Origin of the sequence: Bradyrhizobium zhengyangense, assembly GCF_022012555.1 — a bacterium.
Lineage (GTDB): Bacteria > Pseudomonadota > Alphaproteobacteria > Rhizobiales > Xanthobacteraceae > Bradyrhizobium > Bradyrhizobium zhengyangense.
On the sequence record NZ_JAKLTZ010000004.1, the window covers coordinates 410,849 to 435,467 of the forward strand.

Here is a 24,619-nt window from a genome sequence, read left to right on the forward strand (position 1 = left end):
CCGTCAGCCCCGCTCGTCGATCTGGCGGGACAGGATGGCTGAAAATTCATCAGCGAAGCCCTCGAGCCGCTGGGCCTGCCGGTTCACCTCGGAAGTGAACTTATTGTAGAAAATAGTGGCAGGAATTGCGGCAATAAGGCCGACCGCGGTCGCAAACAGCGCCTCCGCGATACCGGGCGCCACCACCGCCAAAGAGGTATTTTTCGACGCCGCGATCGACTGGAAGCTCGACATGATGCCCCAGACCGTGCCGAATAGGCCGACGAAGGGGCCGGCGGAGCCGACGGTCGCGAGCACCAGCAGGCGGCGTTCCAGCCGCTCGACCTCGCGGGCGATCGAGACGTTCATGACCTTGTCGATGCGCATCTGGAGCCCTGCGACCGAGCGGGCATGGCTCTCGAACGAGCGTTTCCACTCACGCATCGCCGCAACGAAACAGGCCGCCATCGAATGGGTCGGCTTGGCCGAGAGCGTGCGATAGAGCTCCTCGATCGACTCGCCGGACCAGAAGGCCTGCTCAAACCGGTCCATCGAGCGGCGGGTGCGGGCATAGAGGAAGATCTTGTCGATCGCGATGGCCCAGACCCAGACCGAGCAGGACAACAGGCCCAGCATGACGCATTTCACGATCCAGTGAGCCTGCCAGAACAGCGCGATCAGCGACACGTCGGCGGAGGCGGCAACCGGAAGGGCAGACTGAGCCACGTCGGCCGGATTCATTAGAAATATCCTCTCAAGGTGACCGTTTTTGGCGATCGTTACCTATGTCCCGGCCCGCTTATGGCGGCCGGTTCCCCAATGCCCGCGCTAACATCGGCGCGGCCGGCAAGCCCGCTCAAAGCCTTGTCTTTCTGGGGTGCAGGGGCTCGTCCAAAGCCGCCGCCTGCATTCCCTGCCAAGATGTCAAAACTATGGGCCTCGACGACAGCTCCGGGCGCGATTGTCCGTCGTTACCAGAGCCCGGCGATGGTTAATGCGGGGTTACCAGGGGCAAATTTGGCTGCGGAAAAGGGTTACGGTGCAGGGGGATGGGAGGGGCATTGCCCGCCAGCAATCCCGCCGCTGGCCGGTACGATTGCTGCGACCCGGCTGACCCATGTGCAGGGCGTCGTGCTCCAAGGCCCGGCCGACCCGGGACCGGAACTCGATTTCGAGATCTACTACCCAACGAACTCCGAAGCGGTCCCTCGTTGGCGGACCTTCTTCGAGGAATCTGCGGGACCCACTCAGGCCACGCTCGTCGCTGTGCTGCGATCTTCCGCAAGCGTCCGTTGCAATGTCTCAACGAAGGTTACGAGCTGCGGCGCATATTTCTCGGATGCCACATCGCGGGCCGTGATGGAGAGACAGCCGACGGGACGCTTGCCGACGACCTCCTGCATCTGGCCGAAGGCCTGATCGCTGCCACCCCCGCCGAGCGTACAAAAGAACGCCACGGCAGGAAGTCTTGGCTTGTTTGCCAGCAGGTAAGCCCGGACGGGCGAAGATAGTGACCAGGCCCAGACCGGAGTTCCGATCACGATGAGATCGTAGAGCGATGGATCGCTAGCGCCCGCGACGATGCGCGATGGAACCTGCCGTCGCGCATCGATCACGGACCGCAGATAGCCAAACATCCCGCTTCGGCTGCTGGTCTCGACGACCTCTTCGCTGTCACAATGCAATGCAGCCGCGAGTGATTTGGCAACCTTGCGTGTCGTTCCGGTCCGAGAATAGTAGACCACGAGAATCCTTGCATCCGCCATTGATGCGCTCCTCCCTCGTGCACAAGGAACTACATCTCGATTGTGTTGATGGCGGTTTGATCCTCGTCAACAAGCAGGCAATTGAATGGGCCATTTGAGCGAAACATCCTGAAGCTTCGTCTCCCGAGATTGAAAGCTGCGGGATGATCCGATCCGCCCGTCACGCCGCCGGGAGAGGCTCGGGACAATTGGTCAATCGCGCGGGATTGCCGACCGCGGTGCAGCCGGCGGGCACGTCCGATGTCACGACCGTATCGGCGCCAATCTTGGCGAAATCACCGATCCTGATATCGCCGAGAATGGTCGCGCCGCCGCCGATGTAGACGCCACGGCCGATCCGCGGCGAGCGTGCCGGCAGCTCACTGTCGCGACCGATGCTGACGTTCTGGAGGATGGTGACCTCGTCGCCGATCACGACATTGGCGCCGATGACGATGCCGGTGGCGTGGTCGAGATAGACGGCCGATCCGATTGCCGCTGCGGGATGGATGCTGACCTGAAGAACGTTCGAGGCCTCGTTTTGAAACAATAGCGCCGCGTCGCCATGGCCCTGACGCCAGAGCCAGTTCGAGATGCGCCAGGCCTGCAATGCGACGTAGCCTTTGTAATGCAGCAGCGGCGGCAACAAGGAGGTGATGGCCGGATCGCGCAGTGTGATCGAACGCAAATCGCGCCCGGCCGCTGCGATCAGGTCCGGCTCGTCGCGAAAAGCATTGCGCGAAAGGGCCGTGAAGCGCGTGCGCTCGGCGGCACTGCGGCCAAGGCGATGCCCGATCAGATCGGCGAGGGCAGCTGCAAAATCATCATGGGCGAGAATGGCACGGGCAAGGGCCTGGCCAAACACCGGATCGGCATCCGCCGCGCGCTGCGCCTCGCCGCGAATGGTCCGCCAGAGGCTCTCGCTCGTCATGATCGCAGCCTGTGCCATCGTCGCCTCCGCGCCCTGCCCACGACGACGGATATAGGCCGTCCCGATCAAGGTGCCAGGGATGCAGGCGGGATGGCGCTCCGCCGGGGCGCGCGGCCTGGCCGGACCCGTTTGCGCACGTCGATCGCGTAGAACCAGCCGCCCGCAGCGATCGCGGCAGGAAGGATGAAGAGCGCAAAATCACGGAGCAGGATCATGGGTCGAGGCTCGCTTTGGCAAAACTGATGGCGCGGTCGAGCGCGAGCGAGGCCAGAAAATAGAGCAGGCAACTGAGAAAGAATTTCCAGGACTCGCCGACCTGCCAGTGCGGATAGAGCTCGACCGTGGTCGGCCATCGATTGAGAAATGCGATCACCAGCGGAATGGAGCCACCGAACCGGCCGAACAGCGCGCTGCCGCGCTCCAGCAGCGCAATGCGCTGATCGATCTCTTTGCGTTCGGCGTTGGTCATGGTCAGACCCGTCGGCGCGGCAGGCGCTGTCGGCGATTGGTCGCGCCACGGACCGATCGGGTTCTACGGCGTCGGGCGGTTCTCAGGATGGTCGTAGACGACGCCGCAAAACCGATGGCCGCAGACGCGGAAATGGCAGTCGGGGTCGCCTGCGCATCCGCCATAGACGGAGCTGATAAAGGCCAGCACCGCGAACGCGGTCACGCCGAGCAGCAGGCGGGTGGTGAGGTCCATAGGCTTTGGTGTCGGCCGACCGTGCGCTGGTTCGGAGGTCAAGCTTCCCCAAAAACCAAACCGCCCGCCTGCGGGGTGCGCGGGCGGGCGGCTCGGGGCCATCAGGACTTTGGGGGCATGCGCCTGAAGGCTTTGAGTTAGAGATCAACCCTGCGGCTGGTCGGTCGGCGGCGGGGTCGGCCGCGTCTTGTGCTGGGCCATGAACTGGTCGAACTCTTCCTTGTCCTTGGCGTGGCGCAGACGGTCGAGGAAGTTCTTGAACTCGACCTGCTCTTCCTCGAGCCGGCGCAGCGTTTCGCTACGATACTCGTCGAAGGCGCGGTTGCCGGAGGTCGGCGGACCGAAACCAAAGCCGCCGAAGCCGCGGCGCTCCATGCGATCGCGCATGCGGTCCATCTTGTACTGCATCCGCTCCATCTTGTTCTGCCAGCGATCTGAGTTGCTCCAGCACGACATTCTTCTGCTCCCGAGTGTGAAAAAGAGAAGTGCGAGTCCGATCGGCCACCAAATGATGAAGCCGAGAATGGTCACGGCAATCCAACCAGGATGCCAGGGCGTATCGAGCATGTGAGGCCGCTCATACTGCTGGTGTTGGTCCGAGGGGCCGCGCCAGCGATTGACGTCAGCGGTGTAGGCCATTTCCCATCTCCATCACGGCATCGCGCCGTTGTGAATGTAAATAACATTTACATAGCTAGACCATCCCGCGATTTTGTCAAGCTGACCGCCTGACAAGCCCGCGTGATTATTTGCGCAACTTTATTTCGGCTTGCCCCAGGAGCCGCCCGGCGGGACCCCGAAACCAGAGGATGCCTCCGGCGGCACCGGCGGTGGCTCGGCGCTCTTCGCCTGTGGCCTGCGGTCGGTCGGGAAGCCGAGGCCGCGCAGATAGATCAGCACCTCGGCCTCCAGCAGTTCGTCCGGCGACATCGGCAGCTTGCGTCGCGCAGCATCACCACGCGAGAACAACGAGGCGACGCCGTGCGCCATCGACCAGATGTGGAGCGCCATCATCATCGCCGGCGGCCGCGGCGTGCCGGGCGAGGCGAGCGCCGCAAGACGCTCCGCGGCGGCGCGAATGACGTTAAAAGCACGCTCGCTTGCAGCCTGTAGCGCTGCATTGGCATCGACCGGCAGGCCGGATTCGAACATCGCGTTGTAGAAGGCCGGCTCCTCGCGGGCGAAGGCGAGATAGGCCCGGCCGACGCGCTCGAACGCGGTGACGGTGTCGGGACGCCCGTCGTCCCAGGCCTCGGTCAGCCGCGCCTCGAACTGCTCGAAGCCGCGCTGCGCAATCGAGGACAGCAACTCATCACGGTCACGAAAATGCCGGTAAGGCGCCGCGGCGCTGACGCCGGCCATGCGCGCGGCATCGGCGAACGTGAAGCCGGCCGCCCCCTTCTCGGCGATCAGCCCGAGGGCGGCCTGCAGAAGTGCTTCCTTCAGATTGCCGTGGTGATAGCCGCGCTCGGCGCGGCGCTGCTCCTTGCGCCAGCTCATGTGAACGATCTTTACATGAGCTGGGCGTGAAGGTCACTAGGCCCTGCCCGTCATTCCGGGGCGATGCGCCAGCCACCCCGGAACAATCAGAGGGCGCTAGCCGCCCGGAATCGGCAGCACCGGCATGATTTCGACGCGCTCGCCGGGGAAGATCGCGAAATGCGGGTGGTTCTCGAACATTTTTGCGGCCGCCTCGTGCGAGGCGGCGCTAACGACCGTGAACGCGCCCATCTCGTTGGCGATGTCGGCAATGCCCTTGCCGTCAACCTTCTTGGTCTTGCCGAGCGGACCGCCCATCGCCTGGATCGCGCCCTGATGCTTCTCGACCCAGCCCTTCCAGGCCGCCATGCCCTCCATCTCCTTCGCCTTGCGCTCGGCGTCGGACATCGCATTCCACGCAGCCATTTTCGGACTGGTCTTGCTGCCGAGGAAGACGGCGAGATAGGTATCGTTGCTCATTGGTTTGCTCCCTGTTGATGGATGGACGAAGCCGCGAAGTCTTGGCGGCGGCTAGTTCTTCAGGTTTTCGAAGCCGGCAGCGGCTGCCTGCACGTCAGGGGGAAAGTCGGACATCTCCTGCACCTGGCGGATCTCGATGATTTCATTGGCGGAGGCCGGGCACTTCTTCGCCCACGCAATCGCCTCCTCGCGCGAGCCGACCTCGATCATCCAGTAGCCGCCCAGCACTTCCTTGGCTTCGGTGAAGGGGCCGTCGGTCACGACAGGCAGGCCGGTCGCGAACGAGACGCGGGCGCCCATCGACGGCGGATGCAGGCCGTCCAGCGTGATCAGCACGCCGGCATCCTTCAGCGCCTCATTGTAGCGCATCATCGCGGCGACGCGTTCGGGATCGAGTTGCACGTCCGCCGGCGCGGTCTCGTAGCCGAGCGGGATCATCAGCATCATGAATCGCATGCGGTTCCTCACCAAAGCGCGCCTTCTGACCCGCGCTCACTTCTAAGACGAACGACCTTCTCCGAGGCCGACATGGCCGCGAAAATTATTGCGGACGTCACGGTCCGGAACCGGCACGGCGCATGGCGGAGGCATCCGTGCGGGCCCCGCCCCAGGCCCGCGCTGCGTCAACACGCCGCGCAAAATAATGCCAATGGGTCCCGTACAAATACGTGTCGGCCAATGAATTCCGCCGTGCATATGAATCGGGAACGTGTGCTTGCTGAAGGACATGGCCACAGCACGTCCAACTGCGGAGCCGATGCGGCTCATGGCAAGTGTTTACGGTTGCTCAAGAAGCCCATGCAACTTTTCGGAACAAGACAAACGGTCTGGCAATCCAGCCGATTCGGGTTGGGAACGTTGCGGAGCAAACGTGTTCAATTTTCAAAGCAAGAAGGTGAGGCACGCGGTCGCAGAGGTCGAGGCGCTCGATCGGTCGCAGGCCGTGATCGAGTTCGGTCTCGACGGCACCATCCTCGATGCCAACGAAAACCTGCTGAAGATGAGCGGCTATTCACTCGCCGAGATCAAAGGCAAGCACCACAGCATCTTCGTCAGCCCGACCGAGCGCGAGAGCGCCCGCTATCGTGATTTCTGGGCCAGCCTCAATCGCGGCGAGTTCCAGACCACGCAGTACAAGCGGTTCGGCAAGAACGGCAAGGAAGTCTGGGTCCATGCCTCCTACGCGCCGCTGCTCGACGAGAACGGCAAGGTGGTCTCCTTCATCAAGTTCGCCACCGACATCACGGCGTACAAGATCAAGACCATGGAAGATGCCGGCAAGATCGCGGCGATCAATCGCGCCCAGGCCGTGATCGAGTTCCAGGTCGACGGCACCATCATCACCGCCAACGAGAATTTCCTCGGCGCGATGGGCTATTCGCTCGACGAGATCAAGGGCAAGCACCACAGCATGTTCGTGACGCCGGAGGACCGCGCCAGCGCGGCCTATGGCGCGTTCTGGGCCAAGCTGAACCGCGGCGAGTTCGAGGCCGCCGAATTCAAGCGGATCGCCAAGGGCGGCCGCGAGATCTGGATTCTCGCCAGCTACAATCCGATCCTCGACGAGACCGGCAAGCCGTTCAAGGTGGTCAAGTTCGCGACCGACGTCACCGCACAGAAGATGAAGGCCGCCGACAATGACGGCCAACTCGCCGCAATCCAGAAATCGCAGGCGGTGATCGAGTTCAACATGGACGGCACGATCCGCACCGCAAACCAGAATTTCCTGAAGGCGATGGGGTATTCGCTGGCCGAGATCAAGGGCCAGCACCACTCGATGTTTGTCGAGCCGAGCGAGAAGAACGCGCCGGCCTACCGCCAGTTCTGGGAAACGCTTGGCCGCGGCGAATTCCAGGCCGCCGAATATAAACGCATCGCCAAGGGCGGACGCGAGATCTGGATCCAGGCATCCTACAACCCGATCCTCGATCTCAACGGCAAACCCTACAAGGTGGTGAAATATGCCACCGACGTCACCGCGCAGGTCATCGGCCGCAAGAAAGCCGACAATGCGCGTGGACTGATCGAGGCGGTCGCGGCCGGCAGCGAAGAAATGAGCGCATCGATCCGCGAGATCTCCGAAACCATGGCGAAGTCGCGCGAGAACTCCAAGGTCGCGGCCTCCAGGGTCGAGGCCGCCGACGGCCAGGCGCAGAGGTTGAATGCGGCCGCGCAGGCCATGAGCGGGATCGTCGAGATGATCGCCGGCATCACCAGCCAGATCAATCTGCTGGCGCTCAACGCCACGATTGAATCGGCACGTGCAGGCGAAGCCGGACGGGGCTTCGCGGTGGTCGCCTCCGAGGTGAAGAACCTCGCCAACCAGGCCAAGCAAGCCACAGACACCATCACCTCCGAAATCGACGCGCTGAACACCATCTCAGGCGACGTCGCTAGCTCGCTCACTGCGATCAAGGCCGCGATCGCCGGCGTCAACGAGTTCATCGCCACCACGGCCGCCGCGGTCGAGGAACAGAGTGCGGTGACCGCGGACATGTCGGCCAACATGCAGCGGGCATCGGCGGAGCTGGCTTAAGGCGCTCGCTGTTTCGCTATCCCCGTCATCCTGAGCGCTCGCTGTCCCTACAGCGTCATTGCGAGCGTAGCGAAGCAATCCAGAATCCCTGCATAGTAAAGACTCTGGATTGCTTCGCTACGCTCGCAATGACGGAGCGGCTCGATCAACATAGCCCTTCCTCACCGGCGCTAAAGCGCAGTAAAAGGAGCGCGCGCTCACGCGCCTCTCTTCTACACAGGACACAACAATCCATGCCGCAAGCCCCGCAAAAAGTCGCCCTCGTCACCGGAGCCGCGCGTGGCATCGGGCTTGCGACAGCCAAAAAATTCCTAGCCGAGGGCTGGCGCGTGGCGATGCTCGACATCGAGGGCGAATTGCTGAGCCGCGCGGTCGCCGAGATCGACCGGAGCGAGGCGACGCTGGCACTCACCTGCGATGTCTCGGACGCGACCGCGGTCGGTGCCGCAATGACGGCGCTCGAGCAGAGCTTCGGCCGGCTCGATGCCCTGGTCAACAATGCCGGCATTGCCGTGTTCGCGCCGCTGATGGAGACGTCGGAGGCCGACTGGCGCCGCGTGCTCGAGGTCAATCTCACCGGGCCGTTCCTCTGCACCAGGGCGGCCGTGCCGCTGATGCGCGAGGCCGACGGCGGTGCCATCGTCAATATCACCTCGATCTCGGCCGTCCGTGCCTCGACCTTGCGCTCGGCCTACGGCACCAGCAAGGCGGGGCTCGCGCACCTGACAAAACAGCTCGCGGTCGAGCTCGCCTCGCTCAACATCCGCGTCAACGCGGTCGCGCCCGGGCCGGTCGACACTGCTATGGCAAAGCAAGTGCACACCAAGGAAATCCGCGCGGACTATCACGACGCCATCCCGCTCAACCGCTATGGGCTGGAGGAGGAACTGGCGGAGGCGATCTACTTCCTGTGCTCGGAGCGCGCGAGCTACATCACCGGCCAAATTTTGGCCGTCGATGGCGGTTTCGATGCCGCGGGCATCGGCCTGCCGACGTTGCGAGGGCAACGACGGAACGGGTAGGCGCAGACTTGTCGGGTGGACAAAGTCGCGATGCGCCGTTCCCGCCATCGTCACAGGAGTTGCTGTGACAATGGTGGGCACGCTACGCTATGCCCACTACGAAACCGAGTTGGTGGAGTGCTTCATGCGACGCGTCACCTTCTTCAGTGCCCTGATGCTCGCATCCGCACTGTTCGCCTCCGCACCCGCCAAGGCGGAGATCCGCATCATCCAGAGCCCAGGCGGGCAGGTCGGACCGTTCCTTGATCTGTTCGAGAAGGTGCGCGCGAGCGGCGAGCGTGTCGTGATCGACGGTCCGTGCCTGTCCGCCTGCACACTGGTGCTCAGCATCGTACCGGGCGAGCGGATTTGCGTTACCAGGCGCGCCGTGCTCGGTTTCCATGCCGCGCGTTCGGTTGACCGGCGTGGACGCTTCTACGCCGAACCGGAAGCATCCGAAGCCGTGCTCGAAGCCTATCCCGGCCCGGTGCGTGACTGGATCAGCCGCCGCGGCGGCCTCACCTCTCGATTGCTCTTGCTGAGGGGCCGCGACCTCGCCGCAATCTATCCTCGCTGCCGGTGAGGATCAGCGACTATGAGGCGCGGGTCATCGCTACCGCGAGATTGTCGTCGTACGGGTCATTGTCGTTCGCAGCATCGCTCGCGAACTGACCAAAGTGATGCCTAGAAGAATCTCTCGATCGTCTGCGCCAGCTCCAAGCTCGCGCAAATGAGCATTCCCCACAGTGCAAAGTTGATTTGTAGCGCCGCCACCATCGGTCGCTCCCTTCCGAGTTACGTCCACCCTGGTTTTTAAACTTTATGAAGGAATTATTAGCGGATTCTCGCGCGACGTGCACAGCCTAATATTGCGCCAGTTGTTGTGCGTTGCGATCCTCTTCATTCACGAAGCGGCCTCACTGCTCTCGCAATGTGATGCGAATCAAGATTTCAGATTCAGCCTCGCCGGCGGTGTCATTTCTTTGGGTTCCATTTGATTGGCGCGAAGCAGAACGTCCTGCGCAGCTTTTGCCTGTCGCGTGGAACACCGAAAGTCCAGCATGATACGACACATCTTCGTCTTGCTTAGTTTTTGCGCAGTGCTCGTGGGATGCGCGGCCGCGCCGGCGGCGGAGCGGCGATCAATCGCGTGGGACGGGCTCGGTCAGGATCCAAATCGTCCTGCCGTCACAAAGCGTCGCGTTGCCGGTCGCGCAACGCCAGAGACCGATCCTAATCTTGAGAGGCAACGAGTGCTGGCCACGTTGCGTCCTTATTCCGACGCATGGTGGGCGGTACAGGACGAGATCGAGGCCGAGAACGACAGGCAGCTCGGCTCGAAGCTCGTGATCTGCCCCAGCTGCGTGACACGGCCGCCGAACGAAGAGACGACCGGATCGATCCGCTGACATGCACCCTCCTCTCTCGCGGCAAAGGAGAGAGGAAGGCGCAGCGCGGTGTATCAGCGGAACGACACGCTCACATTCCCTCGGCCGGGCAATTCACCATCCAGGGGATGCCGAACTTGTCGACGCACATGCCGAAGCCCTTGGCCCAGAAAGTCTTGCTGAAGGGCATCGTGACGGTGCCGCCGTCGGCGAGCGCGTTAAATTTGCGCTCGCCCTCAGCCAGGTCCATGACCGTGATCGAAATCGAAAAGCCCTGCGGCTTGTGAAAATGCTCAGCCGGCGTGTCGGAGGCCATCAGCACGCCACCGCCGGGCAACGTCATCCGCGCATGCATGATCGTCTTCTCCCGGCCGGGCGGTCCAGGAGGCATGTCCGATGGCGGCGCGTCCGAGAGGCGCATCAAGGCGTCGATCTTGCCGCCGAGAACCTTGGCGTAATAGTTGAACGCCGCTTCGCAGGTGTCCTGATAGAACAGATAGGTACTGAGCATCGCTTCTCTCCTCTTCGTTTCGCTGACCGTTTCCTGCCAGTCCTTGGGCGGCAGTTGGCGTTATTTCTCGGTGAGCTTCTTCAGGCTGGCGAGGCCGACCTCAAAGTCCTTGCCGATCATGGTGTCCATGTTGACGAAGACCTGCATCATCTTGGACATGAAGGGCGCTGGACCGTACATCGCCCATGTGACCAGCGTAGCATCGCCTTGCGGCACAAAAGTGAACTCGGCGGTATTGTGCCCCTCAAAGGGACGCTCGAAATCGAGCTTGATGCGGAGCTTCGACGGCGTGTTCGCCTCGAGGATCTCCATGTGGCCGGCGCCGACATTGTTGTTGCCGTCCCAGGCATAGGTCGCGCCCTTCCCTGACTCGGTTCCACCGTAGGTGCGCTTCATCGCGGGGTCCCGGTTTTCATAGGGGGACCAACTGGTCCAGAAGTGGAAATCGGCGACCATCGGATAGATCGCATCGGCCGGCGCCTTCAACGCGAGCGAACGTTCAACACGGAACGTGTCGGGCTTTGTGAGGGCGAAGACGACGATGCCCGCGATCCCGACGGCGACCACGATGGCGATGATGGCAACAGCTTTCAGCATGAATGGCTCCCTTGATACGGGATTAAGACGAAGGAGAGCCGCGCGGACCGACAATCTGGAAGAGATTTTCTTGCCCGTCATTCCGAGGCACCGGAAGGGTGAACCCGAAATCTCGAGATTCCGGGCTCGGTCCTGCGGACCGCCCCGGAACAACGGCTACGCCGTCATTTCGCCTTCACGCCCTGCTTGGCGCCGCTGTCCTTCGGCTGGCTATCCCGGATCAGGCGATCGATGTGCATGCGGATGTGGGCGGCTTCAGCGGAGGTGTTGGCGAGCGCGATGGCGCGGTCGAAGGCAACGCGCGCTTCGTCGCTGCGGCCGAGCTGCATCAAAAAGGCGCCGCGCACGCCGTAAAAATGGAAGTAATTGGCAAGCTTCGGCGCCAGCGGCTCGATCAGATCGAGCGCGGCCTGGGGCCCGCGCACCTTGGCCACCGCGACCGCCCGGTTGAGCGTCACCACCGGCGAAGGCTGCACGACTTCGAGCGCACCATAGAGCAGGTCGATCTGGGCCCAGTCGGTCTCGTCAGGCGTCGCCGCGCGCGCATGCAGCGCGGCGATCGCAGCCTGGATCTGGTAGGGCCCGCTGCGGCGGTGCCGCATTGCCTTGTCGATCAAGGCGAGGCCTTCCGCGATCATGGTGCCGTTCCACAGGGCGCGGTTCTGGTCCTCCAGCAGGATCAGCGATCCGTCTTCGGCAAAGCGCGCGGCACTGCGGGCATGCTGCAACAGGATCAGCGCCGTCAGCCCCATGATCTCCGGTTCGCTCGGGAACAGGCGCAACAACAGTCGCCCCAGGCGGATCGCCTCCTCGCACAGCGGCTTGCGGATCTCTGCGGTATCGCCACTCGCCGAATAGCCCTCGTTGAAGATCAAATAGATCATCGCGGCGACGCCAGCGAGCCGCTCCGAGCGCTCGACGGCGCCGGGCGTCTCGAACGGCGTCCCGGCTTCCGCGACCTTGGCCTTGGCCCGGGTGATGCGCTGCTCCATCGCGGCTTCCGAAACCAGAAAGGCGCGCGCGATCTGCTTCACGGTGAGACCGGAGACGATACGCAGCGCCAGCGCGATCTGCTGCGTCGCCGGCAGTTGCGGATGGCAGCAGATGAACATCAGCCGCAAGATGTCGTCGCGATAATGCGAGCCGTCGAGACGCTCGGCGAGCGCGCCTTCGGCATCGTCGAGATCGGAGATCGCCTGGTCGTCCTCCGGCAGCGGCTGCTGCTTGCGTGTGCGGCGAACCTCGTCGATGGCGACGTTGCGGCCGACCATGATCAGCCAGGCCGCGGGATCGCGCGGCGGCCCATTCTCCCGCCAGTTCTTGAGCGCGCGCAAGGACGCGTTCTGGAAGGCTTCTTCGGCCGTATCGAGATCGCGGAAATAGCGCAGCAGCGCGCCGACCGCCTGAGGTCGCGCCGAGGTCAGCGCGGTCTCGATCCAGCCAGTGTCGGCCTCGCTCACGCCGAAATTCCTCCCGGCCTGAACACGCCGACGGGACGCACCTCATAGGCGCCGCCGGGATTGGCAGCGCCGAGGTCGCGCGCGACGTCGAGCGCATCGTCGAGATTCTTGCAGTCGACGATATAGAACCCGAGCAGCTGCTCCTTGGTCTCGGCATAGGGGCCGTCGAGCACCAGCGGCGGGTCTTCCTTGCGCAAGGTCGCCGCAGCGGTGGTCGGCAGCAGCCGCGCCACCGGGCCGAGCCGGCCTTGGCTCGTGAGCTTGTCCTGCACCACGGCGAGCTTTTTCATCACGGCTTCGTCCTGGTCCTTGCTCCAGGAGCCGACGAAGTCTTCGTCATGATAGCAAAGGATCGCATAAAGCATGGGCAGTACCTTCCGGGAACGCTTGATTTGAAGACGATCCACTATGCCTCGCCCCGACAGGGCTGCGGAAAAAAATTGCGAGAAAAATCCGTCGGATCGTGCCAAGGAGGACCTGCAGAAGCGGAACCTTATGAGGCACTTCGAATGACCAAGGGCACACTGGCCGTCCTGATCAACAGCACGCAGCAGAATTGGCTGCCGGAGCGCTGGAAGGCCCGGTTCGATGCGGTCTGCGACGGCCGCCGCGTGGTGCTGCTACCGGATGCCTCCCTCGATCCCGCCGAGGTGCATTACGCCGCGGTGTGGAAGCCGGTGCCGGGCGACCTCGGCTCCTTTCCCAATCTGCGGGCGATCTTCAATCTCGGCGCCGGCGTCGATGCGTTGATGGCCGACAACAGCCTGCCCGACGTGCCGCTGGTGCGCGTCGCGGTGCCTGACCTCACCAACCGCATGACCGAATATGTCGTGTTGCACGTGTTGATGCACCATCGCCAGGAACTGTACCTGCGCCAGTGTCAGCGCGACAAACACTGGGAGCCGAAATATCAGTGGCCGGCGAGCGCGGTGACGGTCGGCGTCATGGGCCTGGGCACGCTCGGCGCCGATGCAGCCGACGTGCTGCGGCGGCTCGGCTTCCGCGTCGCCGGCTGGAGCCGCAGCCCGCGCAGCATCGCGGGCGTCGAGTGCTTCCACGGCACCGCCGGGATGGTCGCGTTCCTGCGCAAGACCGACATCCTGGTGTCGCTGCTGCCGCTGACGCCGGACACGCACGGCATTCTCAACCGCGAGGTCTTCACCAAGCTCAACCGCACAAGCCCACTCGGTGCGCCCGTGCTGATCAATGCCGGCCGAGGCGGTCTTCAGAACGAGGCCGACATCCTGGCCTGCCTCGACGACGGCACGCTGGGCGCCGCCTCGCTCGACGTTTTCGTGCGGGAACCGCAGCCCGCGGACAGCCGGTTCTGGACCCATCCCAAGGTGGTGCTGACCCCGCACAACGCCGCCGACACTGACGCAGACGCGATCTCGGCCTATGTCGCCGAGCAGATCGAAAGGTTTGAGGCCGGTGAGGCGCTGGAGAATGTGGTGGATCGGATGCGTGGATATTGATGCACCACGCGCGCCACCCTCTCAGAGATCGACCACGATATAGGCGTCCTCGACCGTGACCGGATATCGCTCCGCCACATACGGTCCCATCACGAGGTCGGAGCCGGCTTCGAGTTTGACCTCGAAGCTCCGCACCTTGGTACGGCGCGGATCGCACCAGGATTGTCCGGTCGCCATGTCGAATTCCCAGCCGTGCCAGGGGCAGCGCAAAAATTCACCCCGTCGTTCCAGGCGGTAATCGCCCGGGCCCGATGACTGGCTGAGGCCGGTGACGACGCCGGAGCAGATCGCAGCTCCGCCGTGCGGACAGCGATTGAGCAGCGCATGAAAGCGCCCCTCGACATTGAACACGCCGATCTCGCGCCCGTCGACCACAACGACCTTGCGCGCGCCGGGCGGCAACTCGGCTGCCGGGCAGACCACATGGCGGCTCATGCGAGGCGATACAATGCCACTGCATTGTCCCTGAAGATCATGCGGCGCTGCGCCTCGGTCATCGAAAATTTGAAGGCAAAGGACGGATTGTCATAGTCCCAGTGCGGATAGTCGGATGAATAGAGCAGCCGATCCCAACCGATCCAATCGATGATCTCGACGATGTGGCGCGACTGCGCCGGCTCCTCGATCGGCTGCGTCGTCCACCAGATGTGCTCGCGCAGATATTCGGAGGGACGCCGCTTGAGATGTGCGACCTCCTTGCGGAATTTCTCGAAATGCTTGTCCATGCGCCAGGCAAGCGCCGGGGCCCAGCCGAAGCCGCCTTCGACCAGCACGACCTTCAGCTTCGGAAAACGCTCGAACACGCCCTCGATGATCAGGCTGCTGGCGAGCGCTTCCATGCACGCGACGAAAACATAGTGCTCCTGCAAATAGAAGGTCGGCCAGCCGGAGCCCGTGGAGGGATGGCCGCCATTGTAGCCGACCGGATGCAGACCGATCGGCAGGCCGGCGCGCTCCGCCGCCTCATAGATCGGCCAATAGCGCCGATGGCCCAGCGGGTCCGAGGGCCTCGACGACAGCATGATCTGCACATAGCGTCGATCACCGGCGCAACGTTCGATCTCGGCCACAGCCGCCTCGGGAAACTCCTGCGGCACGACGATGCCGGCGCGCAGGCGCGGCTCCTCGCGCACCCAACGATCGATCTGCCAGTCATTGGTGGCGCGCGACAACGCTGCCGCAAGACCGGGATTGCGCTCCTCCATGCCGCCCTTGCTGAGCGCCATCAGCAGGCCGAACTCGACATTGACGGGATCAAGATGCTGCTTGCGCAGGAGATCGAGATCCGATCCCGCAGGGCCGCCCTTCTCGGGAAGCGAATCAGCGCGCATGCCGCCGGCCATCATCCGCGGATACATCAGCGCACTCGGGAGCGCCTGCCGCACATGGACGCCATGGGTCTCATAGTGCTCGCGCCAGCGCGGCTCGAGGTAGGGCAAGAGCTCGCCGGGTGTGCGGTGCGCCGGATGGATGTCGCAATCGACCACCGCGAACGTCTGCCGGGCCTTCTGTTCGACGAAGGGTGCGTTCATCTCACGTCCTCCTTCGCGCGCTCGACCGCGCCGACGGCCGCACCCTGTGCCAGGCGGGGATAGGTCGCGAGCGCATTGTCGATGAGAATCTTTTGAAGTGAGTCCGGCGGCAACCCGTCCGGCAGCACGTCCTGGCCGTCGAACTGCCAGTGCGGATAGTCGGTGGCGAACAGCAGCATCTCGTCCGACCCGATTCGATCGAGCGTCTGCGCGACCGCCGTCGCATCGGCCGCATCGAACGGCTGGATCGACAGGCGCAGATGCTCGCGGATAATCTCTGACGGCCAGCGGTCCACCCAGGGCACCTCCGGGCGTGCGCCACGCCAGGTCTTGTCGGTGCGCCACACGGTCATCGGCAGCCAGCTTACGCCGGACTCCAGCATCACGACCTTAAGCCGGGCGAAGCGGCGGAATACGCCCTCGGCGACGAGGCTGATGGTCTGGTTGGCGAAGGCCTGTGCCTGCGCGACATAGTCCTCGAACTGATAGGACGGCCAGCCCACGATCGTCGGCGCATACCGATAGGTGCTGCCCGCGTGAACGGCGATGACCAGCCCGTGCCGTTCTGCCGCCTCGTAGACCGGAAAGAACTCGCGCCGGCCGAGCAGCTTTTCGCCCATCACCGGCAGCAGCACCTGCACGAAACGCGGGTCCGATGCGAGGCGCTCGATCTCGGCGACGGCCTGCGCCGGATCCTGCGGCGACACCAGGATCGTGCCGCGCAGCCGCGGTTCCCGATCCAGCCACTCCGCCCGCAACCAGTCATTCACGGCGCGGCAGATCGCCGCCGCCATGTCGTCGTTGTACAGTGCGATCGCACCATGCATGACATTGGCGATGCCAAGCTGGAGGTCGAAGGCATCGAGGACCTGGGTGCGCAAATTATCGAGATCGCTCCGCCCGGCCTGCGCCGCGCGCCAATCCGCGCGTACGCTGATCGGCGCATTCGGCGGGTAGCTCATCATGGCGAACGACATGCGGTCGATCGCCCGGTTGGTGATCTGGTCGCGCCAGTAGTCGTCGAGATAAGGCAGCAGCTGCGCCGTGCTCGGCATCGGCGGATGCAGGTCGCAATCGATTGCGCCTGCGAAGGGCATCTTCATCTTTCGCACTCCATTGCTTCGCTCGATGCGACTAGGCCGCCGCTGTCTGATCGATCTTCCGCGCGGCCATGTGCTTGCGCTGCGAAATTCCCAGCACCAGGACGCAGGCCGCCACCACCAGCGGCGGCAGAGCGGCCAGCAGGAACAGGTTCGAGAACGGCAGATGCTGTGCGATCAGGATGCCGGCAACCAACGGTCCGCTGATCGAGCCGATCTTGGCGACCGACAGCGCCCAGCCCACGGCCGTCGTGCGGTTGGCGCTGGAATAGAACTGGCCGACCGAACTGTTCAGTCCCTGATGGCCTCCCACGACGAAGAAGCCGACACACGCCATCGTTCCAAGGTAGGTGCTGTCACCAAGCCCGGCCCAGCCAAGCGAAGCGACCAGCGGGGAGGCAATCAGCGGCACGATCGCAATGGCGATGACGCCGAAACGATCGAGCACCCGGCCGATGGTGAGGCCGCCGACGGCGCCTCCCAGGCTGAACACGGTCAGGCCTATGGCAGCCTGCGCAGGCGTGTGCCCGGATGCCTCAGCCAGGATCGGCGTCCAGCTGTTGAGGAAGAACATCGTGATCGAGCTCGCGATATAGGCCACCCACAGGAACGGCGTGATGACCGCAAGCCGTCCGTCGAACAGCGAGGCGAGTTGCGACAGGGATCCCGTGCCGGCCCTGCCGGCGGACTCTTCATCGCGCAGCACGAAGCGTGTCGTCGCCTGCGCCTGGAGCCCTGGCTCGATCCGATTGAGGATGCGCGCGATCTCCGCGGGCTCGCGATTGCGGACCACGAGATATTTGATCGATTCCGGAAGCGCAAAGTAGCACAGCGCGGCGCCCAGGAGCGGCAGCACGCCGCCGATCCAGAACACGATGGTCCAGCCGAACTGCGGCACGAGACCGGCAGCGATGAAGCCGCCGATGCTGCTGCCCGCGACATAACCGACCATGATGATCGCGACCGCCGTGCCGCGATATCGGCTCGGCGCATATTCGAGGTTGAGCGCGTAGCATAGCGGCGACAATCCGCCGATGCCGATGCCGGCGAGGAACCGAAGCACGATCAGGCTCGTGATGTCGTTCGCCCACACCGTCGCCAGCGTGAAGCCGCCGAACACCAGCATCGAGGCCACGATCGACAGGCGACGGCCGATGCGGTCGCCGAGCGATCCGAACACGAGGCCGCCGACGAGGATGCCGAAAATTCCGGCGCTGAAGACGATTCCGAGCGCAGCCCGCTCGACGCCCCAGGCGCGGATGATCGATGGGGCGGCGAAGGCCATGGCCTGGAGGTCGTAACCGTCCAGGAACATCATCGTCGTCGACAGGATCAGGACTGTCAGGACCAGGCCATTGCGGCGCTGGCGCTCGATGACATCGGTGACATCGATGATGTCTGATGCACTCATGCTCATTCCTCCCAGTTGCCGTTCGTTTTTTGGTGACGGCTTGTGGTAGCGGAGGAAGCCTATTTCCTTCAGGAATGGGGGAGAATAAGCTATTTCGCGCGATCATCTTTTCCGGATTGGATTAAATGGCCGATAGCCTTTTGAATATGAAGGCGTTTTTGGCGACGGCCCGAACCGGCAGTTTCTCCGAGGCAGGCCGGCAGCTGGGGGTGGCGCCATCCGTCATCACCAAGCGGGTCGGACAATTGGAATGGTCGCTGAAGGCCACGCTGCTGCGGCGGAGCACGCGGCGCCTCGCGCTGACCGAAATCGGCGAGCGCTATCTCGACGTCATCAGGCAGATCGTGCGCGACTACGATGAGATGGCGAAGGGCATCATGCGATCGCCCAACGAGCTCGGGGGCCAGTTGCGCATCAAGGCGCCGGCATCGCCAATGGTGATCAACCTCGCGCAATTGCTGTCGTCGTTTCAGATCACATATCCGCGGGTGACGCTCGACGCGGTGCTGGTGGACCGCACGGTGAACCCGGTCGAGGAAGGCTTCGACATCGTTCTCACCATGATGCCGTCATCCTTCGACGGCGTGCTCGAGGAGCCCTTGCATGTGTTCGAACGCGTGCTGTGTGCTGCGCCCTCTTACCTGGCGCGGCGCGGCCATCCCCGGCACGCGCGCGATCTCGTCAATCACGACTGCATCGTGTTTTCACCGATCGGGCCGTCCTGGACCTTCGAGGGGCGTAACGGCGTGACGACGGTGACGGTCCGGCCGCATCTCGTGACCAACAACGGCGCACTGGTCATCGACAGCCTGTGCGCGGGCAGCGGCGTCGCGATCGCCTCGCGTACAGCTGTGGCGGATCGGCTCAAGTCCGGCGCGCTGGTCGAATTGCTCCCGGAACTGCAGGTCCCCGATCTCTGGGTCAAGGCACTGGTCCCAGCGACGCGCTCCAACCTCGCACGCGTGCAAACGCTGTTGGGTTCCCTGCGCGACGCCTTCCGGGAAGCCGCGGCATCGGCGCCGGCGCTCGCGCGGGAGACGTAACCCGGCGGGACGACACCATGTATGTCGGCCGTGGCCTTGGCGGTCCCTCCAACGCCAACCCGTATCGCCGGTATCCCGTTCACCCTCTTTTAGCGAGAAGTTGATAAGCGTCGTTAATGAACGCGCAACAAACGAGTCGGACATGCGAATGAGCCTCGGCCTCAGGATGCGGATCACGGTGGCGCTGGCCGTGACGGCGGCGGCGACCGCGCTGATTGCCGTGCTCGGCGCCATGTGGATCATCGCGGGCATCATCGACCGCGCCGACCAGCGCGAGTTGCGCAGCCATTATGATGCGCTGCTGTCGCGCATCGCCGAGGAGTCCCACCGCGCCGCCGCCATGAGCACGGTCGTGGCCGCGATGCCGGCGACGCAGGAAGCGATGGCCAAGCAGGATCGCGACGCCCTGATGCGTCTGTTCGGGCCGGTGTTCGCGGCGACCAAGTCGGAGTACGGCGTCGAGCAGTTCCAGTTCCATACGCCGCCCGCGACCTCCTTCCTGCGGGTGCACCAGCCGGCGAAGTTCGGCGACGACCTCTCGAGCTTCCGCAAGACCGTCGTCGACGCCAATCAGGAGCGCAAGGTCATCGTCGGACTCGAAGGCGGGGTCGCCGGGCTCGGCATCCGCGGCGTGGTGCCAATCGCGCAAGCGGGCAAGCATCTCGGCTCAGTGGAATTCGGCCTGACCTTCGGCCAGTCCTTCCTCGACGATTTCAAGGCCAACCGCCATGTCGACATCGCCTTCCATCTCGCCGACGGCGCGGGCTTCAAGCTGTTTGCCGGCACGCTGAAGGGGCAGAGCTTCTTCGATGCCGCCGATTACGGCCGCGCCGCCGGTGGCGATTTTACGGTACGGCAGTCGAAGCTCGACACCAGGCCGGTCGCTGCGCTGCTCGGGCCGATCAAGGACTTCTCCGGAAAACCGCTCGGCGCCGTCGAGCTGGTGATGGACAACGCCGATTATGTGGCTTCCGCCGACCGCGCCTGGTGGCTTTCGCTGGGCATTGCCGCCCTCGGTCTGATCCTCGCCGCCATCGTCGGCTACCTCATCGCCCGCGGGATCTCGCGCCCGATTCTATCGATCACATCAGTGATGCGCGAGCTCGCCGATGGCCATCTCGACGTCGCCATCCCCGAGAGCAAGGCGAATGATGAGGTCGGCGCGATGGTGAAGGCGGTCGCAGTGTTCCGCGACAATGCCGTCAACTTCAGCAAGCTCCAGGCTGGTCAACTCGAGGCCAAAGCACAATCCGAGGCGGAGAAACGGCGCGCCTTCGCCGCGCTCGCCGACAATTTCGAGGCCAGCATCCGCGACGTCGTCACCACAGTCTCGTCGGCCGCCGTCGAGATGGAACACACCGCGCGCTCGATGTCTGCCATCGTCGACCAGTCGCGCAATCAGACCCGCGCGGTGTCGTCGGCTTCGGCGCTCGCCTCGGAGAACGTGCAGACGGTTGCGGCCGCCGCGGAAGAATTGTCCTCGTCGATGACCGAGATCAGCCGGCGGCTTGCGCATGCGACCGAGGTGGTGGGCAAGGCCGCGAGCGACGGACAGGCGTCGAATGCGCGCGTCCAGAGCCTCGCAGATGCCGCGCAGAAAATCGGTGATGTCGTCTCCTTCATCAACGGCATCGCCGGGCAGACCAATCTCTTGGCGCTGAATGCGACGATCGAGGCGGCGCGCGCGGGCGAAGCCGGCCGCGGCTTTGCGGTGGTCGCCTCCGAGGTCAAGGCGCTCGCGACCCAGACCGCGAAGGCGACGGAAGAGATCGGCGCGCAGGTGACAGCCGTCCAGGGCGAGACATCAGGGGCGGTCGAAGGCATCCAGTCGATCTGCGCCACGATTCAGCAGGTCGATGAAATCTCCGCCGCGATCGCAGCAGCCGTCGGCCAGCAGGGCACCGCGACGCAGGAGATCGCGCAAAACGTTCAGCAGGCTGCCGCCCGTACCGGCGAGGTCTCGCAGAACATCGCCGGCGTTACCGACGGCATCGCCGCGACCGGCACGGCCGCGGAAGAGGTGCTGGTCTCGGCGATCGAGCTGTCGAAACAGTCGCAACGCTTGCGCGATGAGGTAGATCGCTTCCTCGCGCAGATTCGCGCAGCGTAGTCAGCCTACCCCTTAGACCCCACCATCACGTCGATCGCGCCCTTGACGATCGCTTCCAATTCCTTGCGCGGTACGCGCGCGCGGGAGCGGATGGCGATGGTGTGGACGGTGGCGGAGGCGAGTTGCGCCAGTGCGGCGGGATCGGCGTTCGCGGGCAGTTCGCCCTTCTCCTTGGCGCGGCGGAAGCAATTCGCAAAAGCCTTGTCGAGCTCGGTGAGTCCCTCGACCACCATGGCGCGGATCTCGGGATCGCTGACCGCTTCGGAAGCTGCCGTCACCACCGTGAAGCAGCCGCGCGGGCCGGTCTCTCCGGAGAGATAGATATCGAGCGCCGCGGCGTAGATGCGCGTCAGCCGCTCGCGCACCGGCATCTCCTCGCGAAAGATCTCGACCATCGATGCACGGGCGTCCTCGCGGTAACGCTGGTAGCTCTTGATGTAGAGCTCGCGCTTGTCGCCGAAGGCGCCGTAAAGGCTCGGCCGGTTCATGCCGGTGGCTTCGCTGAGATCGTCGAGCGAGGTCGCGGCAAAGCCCTGCTTGCGAAACAGATCGAGCGCCCTGCCGAGGGCGATTTCAGGCTCATAGGCACGCGGCCGGCCGCGTCGTTTCGGCTCGTCGCGGCGTTCGGGCTTGTTGGCAGCAGCTGGTGGCTTCGATTTTTGTACCATTTCGCAAATTAATCCTTGACCTGCCCCATATTATGCAAGATGGTACAAAAATCAATCTGGCCAGGTTGAGCGACACTCACAAGAGGACTTGCCCAAGGAGGCCCATGATGGATCTTTATTTCTCGCCGCTCGCCTGCTCCATGGCGACCCGCGTTGCGCTCTATGAAGCCGGCGCAAATGCGAACTATCTCGAAGTCGATTCCCCGACCAAGACGGTGCTGAGGGACGGCTCCGACTTCCGCACAGTGAACCCGATCGGTCTGGTGCCGACGCTGCGCACCGACGAAGGCGTGGTGCTGACCGAGAACGCGGCGATCCTGCAATATGTCGCGGACCGTTTTCCGCAATCCGGGCTTGGCGCCACGCAAGGCATCGAGCGCACGCGGCTGCATCAATGGCTCTGCTTCATCGGCACCGAGCTGCACAAGGGCCTGTTCATCCCCGTGCTCGACCGCAAGGCGCCGCAGGAGACCAAGGCCTACGCGCTGGAGAAGAACCTGTCGCGGCTCGACTATGTCGACAACTACCTGAAGGGTCGGGACTACTTGCTCGACCATTTCAGCGTGGCGGACGCCTATCTCGTCACGGTCATCAACTGGACCATGGCGACGCCGCCGATCGAGCTTTCGAAATGGCCGAACCTGAAGGCGTATTACGAGCGCCTGCGCCAGCGTCCATCGTTCGCAAAGGCGATCGCGGAGGAGTTCGAGCTGTACAAGGCCGAGCAGGTGCGGAGGAAGGCGGCGGCGTAATTTCAGCTCATCAAGACATCGTCCCGGCCGGTGAGGCCGGGACGAATTGCTTCGGTGGCTCATTCCGCGAAGCCGTACACTGCGGCCGCATTGGCTGACGACACGAGACCGCTCTCGACATCATCCCTGACCGCGGCGCGATCACGTTCGGCGGGTGCACCAATGCCGGCGCCGCCGGGCGTGTGCACCACCAACCGGTCGTCCGGCGGTACCTGCTGAAAACCCTTGCCACGCAGCTTCTTTCCGGACTTGAGGCCGACATAGCCGGCCTCACCGTTCTTGCCGCCATCGCGGCCGCGCGGCGGATGATCGATGCGGTCGAATGCCGCGAGAATGTCGAAGGGCGCGTCGACGCCGCTGCCGACTTCAATGATCTGGCCGAGGCCGCCGCGGGTGCGCCCTGCCCCGCCGGAGTCAGGACGCAGCTCCTTGCGCCAGAAGATCAGCGGGGTCTGCGTCTCCGCGATCTCGACCGGCGTGCCGCGCACGCCGCTGGGATAGGCAGTCGCCGACAGCCCGTCCTTCGCAAAGCGCGCGCCCGTGCCGCCGTTCGACGTCACCGCCATCGAGAACCCGTAATTGCCGCCGACGCCGGAACGGGTCTGGCCGCGCACGTTCAGATTCCAAAGGCACGAGGTGCCTTCGGCGGGCACGCGCTCGGGAATGATCTGGCGCAGGCAGCCGAACACGACATCGGGCAGCATCTGGCCGATGATGTGGCGCGAGGCGACCGGCGCCGGTTTCGGCGCGTTGAGAATTGCCCCCGCGGGCGCCGACACCGTCAACGGCGAGAGCGAGCCGGCATTGTTCGGAATCTGCGAGGCGACGACGCAGCCAAGACCGAACACGGTATAGGCCGTGGTGTAGGACAAGGGCACGTTGATGCCGAATTTTGACGCCGCCGACGTGTCGTCGAAATCGACGTGAATGCCCGCATCCGAGATCGTCAGCGTCGCCGCCAGCGTGACGGGCGCGTCGTAGCCGTCGACGACCATGGTGTTGCGCCAGCTGCCCTTCGGCAGCTTGGCGATCTCTGCGAGCACGGCCTCACGCGAGCGGTCGCAGATGTAGTCGCCGAGCTCGTCGAGTGCGTCGATACCGAACTCTGTCATCATCTCGACCAGGCGTTCACAGCCGACATCGTTGCAGCCGGCGAGCGAATAGGTGTCGCCTTCGGTATCAACAGGCAACCGCGTGTTGGTGCGGATCATCGCCATCAGCGTCTCGTTGACGACGCCCTGGTCGATCAGCTTCAGCATGGGGATGTAGAGCCCCTCCATGAACACGTCGGTGGCATCGGGGCCGAAGCCGATGCCGCCGATGTCCATCAGATGACTGGTGCAGGAGAACAGCGCGACGATCTTGCCGTCCTTGAAGCACGGCGTGGTCACGACGAAGTCGTTGAGATGGCCGGTGCCCATCCAGGGATCGTTGGTGATATAGGCGTCGCCCTGCTTCATTGTCTTCAGCGGGAAATGCGCGATGAAGTGCTTGACAGATTCCGCCATCGAGTTGACGTGACCGGGCGTGCCGGTCACAGCCTGCGCCAGCATCCGCCCCTTCAGGTCGAACACGCCGGCCGAGAGGTCGCCGCATTCGCGCACGATCGGGCTGAAGGCGGTGCGCAGCAGCACCTGCGCCTGCTCCTCGACCACGGCGATCAGCCGGTGCCACATGATCTGGAGGTCGATCAGGCTCGCGCCGTTTGCCTTGCTCAT

At 64.0% G+C, this 24,619-nt stretch carries 27 protein-coding genes; 8 read left to right on the forward strand and 19 right to left on the reverse strand.

Annotated elements, in window-relative coordinates:
- Nucleotides 1–3: 3 nt before the first annotated feature.
- The 9 genes from tolQ to L6639_RS17520 form a co-directional block, all read right to left on the reverse strand.
- Entirely contained in the window at nt 4–720 is a 717-nt protein-coding gene (tolQ, locus tag L6639_RS17480) for a protein TolQ (RefSeq protein WP_027532430.1), read from the reverse strand.
- 506 nt (nt 721–1,226) lie between these two features.
- On the reverse strand, nt 1,227–1,745 hold the full coding sequence (locus L6639_RS17485) for a flavodoxin family protein (protein ID WP_237862962.1): 519 nt from the start codon (nt 1,743–1,745) through the stop codon (nt 1,227–1,229).
- A 160-nt stretch (nt 1,746–1,905) separates the two neighbouring features.
- On the reverse strand, nt 1,906–2,673 hold the full coding sequence (locus tag L6639_RS17490) for a serine acetyltransferase domain-containing protein (protein ID WP_237862963.1): 768 nt from the start codon (nt 2,671–2,673) through the stop codon (nt 1,906–1,908).
- A gap of 193 nt (nt 2,674–2,866) precedes the next feature.
- Nucleotides 2,867–3,124 carry a hypothetical protein gene (locus tag L6639_RS17495; RefSeq protein WP_237862964.1) on the reverse strand — a complete coding sequence of 86 codons (258 nt, stop codon included), beginning with the start codon at nt 3,122–3,124 and terminating at the stop codon, nt 2,867–2,869.
- A gap of 63 nt (nt 3,125–3,187) precedes the next feature.
- Nucleotides 3,188–3,358 carry a hypothetical protein gene (locus tag L6639_RS17500; protein WP_237862965.1) on the reverse strand — a complete coding sequence of 57 codons (171 nt, stop codon included), beginning with the start codon at nt 3,356–3,358 and terminating at the stop codon, nt 3,188–3,190.
- A gap of 144 nt (nt 3,359–3,502) precedes the next feature.
- Nucleotides 3,503–3,997 (reverse strand): DUF2852 domain-containing protein, encoded by a 495-nt coding sequence (locus L6639_RS17505; protein WP_237862966.1) that lies wholly within the window; start codon nt 3,995–3,997, stop codon nt 3,503–3,505.
- A gap of 120 nt (nt 3,998–4,117) precedes the next feature.
- Complete coding sequence (locus L6639_RS17510) at nt 4,118–4,858, reverse strand: TetR/AcrR family transcriptional regulator (RefSeq protein WP_237862967.1); 741 nt, start codon at nt 4,856–4,858, stop codon at nt 4,118–4,120.
- Nucleotides 4,859–4,954: 96 nt separating this feature from the next.
- The gene (locus L6639_RS17515) at nt 4,955–5,317 is read right to left on the reverse strand and encodes a hypothetical protein (protein WP_237862968.1); all 363 of its coding nucleotides are present in this window, start codon (nt 5,315–5,317) and stop codon (nt 4,955–4,957) included.
- Between the two features lie 51 nt (nt 5,318–5,368).
- A complete protein-coding gene (locus L6639_RS17520; protein ID WP_237862969.1) occupies nt 5,369–5,773 on the reverse strand; it encodes a YciI family protein in 405 nt (134 codons plus the stop codon).
- 415 nt (nt 5,774–6,188) lie between these two features.
- Between L6639_RS17520 and L6639_RS17525 the strand changes: the two genes are divergently transcribed.
- The 4 genes from L6639_RS17525 (at nt 6,189) to L6639_RS43470 (ending at nt 10,263) form a co-directional block, all read left to right on the forward strand.
- Complete coding sequence (locus L6639_RS17525) at nt 6,189–7,853, forward strand: methyl-accepting chemotaxis protein (RefSeq protein ID WP_237862970.1); 1,665 nt, start codon at nt 6,189–6,191, stop codon at nt 7,851–7,853.
- Between the two features lie 233 nt (nt 7,854–8,086).
- Nucleotides 8,087–8,875, forward strand: a complete 789-nt coding sequence (locus L6639_RS17530) for an SDR family NAD(P)-dependent oxidoreductase (protein WP_237862971.1) — start codon at nt 8,087–8,089, stop codon at nt 8,873–8,875.
- A gap of 124 nt (nt 8,876–8,999) precedes the next feature.
- Nucleotides 9,000–9,437: a hypothetical protein gene (locus tag L6639_RS17535; RefSeq protein ID WP_237862972.1), complete on the forward strand. Its 438-nt coding sequence runs from the start codon at nt 9,000–9,002 to the stop codon at nt 9,435–9,437.
- 670 nt (nt 9,438–10,107) lie between these two features.
- Nucleotides 10,108–10,263, forward strand: a complete 156-nt coding sequence (locus L6639_RS43470) for a hypothetical protein (RefSeq protein ID WP_377818748.1) — start codon at nt 10,108–10,110, stop codon at nt 10,261–10,263.
- 70 nt (nt 10,264–10,333) lie between these two features.
- On the opposite strand, the gene L6639_RS17545 is transcribed toward L6639_RS43470, so the two are convergent.
- The 4 genes from L6639_RS17545 to L6639_RS17560 all read right to left on the reverse strand — a co-directional run bounded on the left by L6639_RS17545 (nt 10,334) and on the right by L6639_RS17560 (nt 13,175).
- Entirely contained in the window at nt 10,334–10,753 is a 420-nt protein-coding gene (locus L6639_RS17545; RefSeq protein ID WP_237862974.1) for a VOC family protein, read from the reverse strand.
- Between the two features lie 60 nt (nt 10,754–10,813).
- On the reverse strand, nt 10,814–11,350 hold the full coding sequence (locus tag L6639_RS17550; protein ID WP_237862975.1) for an SRPBCC family protein: 537 nt from the start codon (nt 11,348–11,350) through the stop codon (nt 10,814–10,816).
- A gap of 164 nt (nt 11,351–11,514) precedes the next feature.
- Nucleotides 11,515–12,810 (reverse strand): RNA polymerase sigma factor, encoded by a 1,296-nt coding sequence (locus L6639_RS17555; RefSeq protein ID WP_237862976.1) that lies wholly within the window; start codon nt 12,808–12,810, stop codon nt 11,515–11,517.
- Nucleotides 12,807–13,175: a YciI family protein gene (locus tag L6639_RS17560; RefSeq protein ID WP_057759198.1), complete on the reverse strand. Its 369-nt coding sequence runs from the start codon at nt 13,173–13,175 to the stop codon at nt 12,807–12,809. The genes L6639_RS17555 and L6639_RS17560 overlap by 4 nt, the downstream gene beginning before the upstream one ends.
- Nucleotides 13,176–13,319: 144 nt before the next feature.
- Between L6639_RS17560 and L6639_RS17565 the strand changes: the two genes are divergently transcribed.
- Complete coding sequence (locus L6639_RS17565) at nt 13,320–14,285, forward strand: 2-hydroxyacid dehydrogenase (RefSeq protein WP_237862977.1); 966 nt, start codon at nt 13,320–13,322, stop codon at nt 14,283–14,285.
- Between the two features lie 21 nt (nt 14,286–14,306).
- Here L6639_RS17565 and L6639_RS17570 read toward each other — a convergent pair whose 3' ends face one another.
- Genes L6639_RS17570 through L6639_RS17585 form a run of 4 tightly spaced genes read right to left on the reverse strand, consistent with a single transcriptional unit; the run spans nt 14,307 to nt 18,328 of the window.
- Nucleotides 14,307–14,720, reverse strand: a complete 414-nt coding sequence (locus L6639_RS17570) for a Rieske (2Fe-2S) protein (protein ID WP_237862978.1) — start codon at nt 14,718–14,720, stop codon at nt 14,307–14,309.
- Nucleotides 14,717–15,817, reverse strand: coding sequence for an amidohydrolase family protein (locus tag L6639_RS17575; protein ID WP_237862979.1), 1,101 nt, complete (start codon nt 15,815–15,817; stop codon nt 14,717–14,719). The genes L6639_RS17570 and L6639_RS17575 overlap by 4 nt, the downstream gene beginning before the upstream one ends.
- Complete coding sequence (locus L6639_RS17580; RefSeq protein ID WP_237862980.1) at nt 15,814–16,920, reverse strand: amidohydrolase family protein; 1,107 nt, start codon at nt 16,918–16,920, stop codon at nt 15,814–15,816. The genes L6639_RS17575 and L6639_RS17580 overlap by 4 nt, the downstream gene beginning before the upstream one ends.
- A 31-nt stretch (nt 16,921–16,951) precedes the next feature.
- On the reverse strand, nt 16,952–18,328 hold the full coding sequence (locus tag L6639_RS17585) for an MFS transporter (protein ID WP_237862981.1): 1,377 nt from the start codon (nt 18,326–18,328) through the stop codon (nt 16,952–16,954).
- A gap of 125 nt (nt 18,329–18,453) precedes the next feature.
- Here L6639_RS17585 and L6639_RS17590 point away from each other — a divergent pair, with 125 nt between their 5' ends.
- Both L6639_RS17590 and L6639_RS17595 read left to right on the forward strand, forming a co-directional pair.
- Entirely contained in the window at nt 18,454–19,371 is a 918-nt protein-coding gene (locus L6639_RS17590) for a LysR family transcriptional regulator (RefSeq protein WP_237862982.1), read from the forward strand.
- 142 nt (nt 19,372–19,513) lie between these two features.
- Nucleotides 19,514–21,481, forward strand: coding sequence for a methyl-accepting chemotaxis protein (locus L6639_RS17595; RefSeq protein WP_237862983.1), 1,968 nt, complete (start codon nt 19,514–19,516; stop codon nt 21,479–21,481).
- Between the two features lie 5 nt (nt 21,482–21,486).
- Here the strand turns inward: L6639_RS17595 and L6639_RS17600 are convergent, their stop codons facing one another.
- On the reverse strand, nt 21,487–22,149 hold the full coding sequence (locus L6639_RS17600) for a TetR/AcrR family transcriptional regulator (RefSeq protein WP_237862984.1): 663 nt from the start codon (nt 22,147–22,149) through the stop codon (nt 21,487–21,489).
- Between the two features lie 107 nt (nt 22,150–22,256).
- On the opposite strand from L6639_RS17600, the gene L6639_RS17605 reads away from it, so the two are divergent.
- Nucleotides 22,257–22,901 carry a glutathione binding-like protein gene (locus L6639_RS17605; protein ID WP_237862985.1) on the forward strand — a complete coding sequence of 215 codons (645 nt, stop codon included), beginning with the start codon at nt 22,257–22,259 and terminating at the stop codon, nt 22,899–22,901.
- Between the two features lie 59 nt (nt 22,902–22,960).
- On the opposite strand, the gene L6639_RS17610 is transcribed toward L6639_RS17605, so the two are convergent.
- Nucleotides 22,961–24,619, reverse strand: coding sequence for a hydantoinase B/oxoprolinase family protein (locus tag L6639_RS17610; RefSeq protein ID WP_237862986.1), 1,659 nt, complete (start codon nt 24,617–24,619; stop codon nt 22,961–22,963).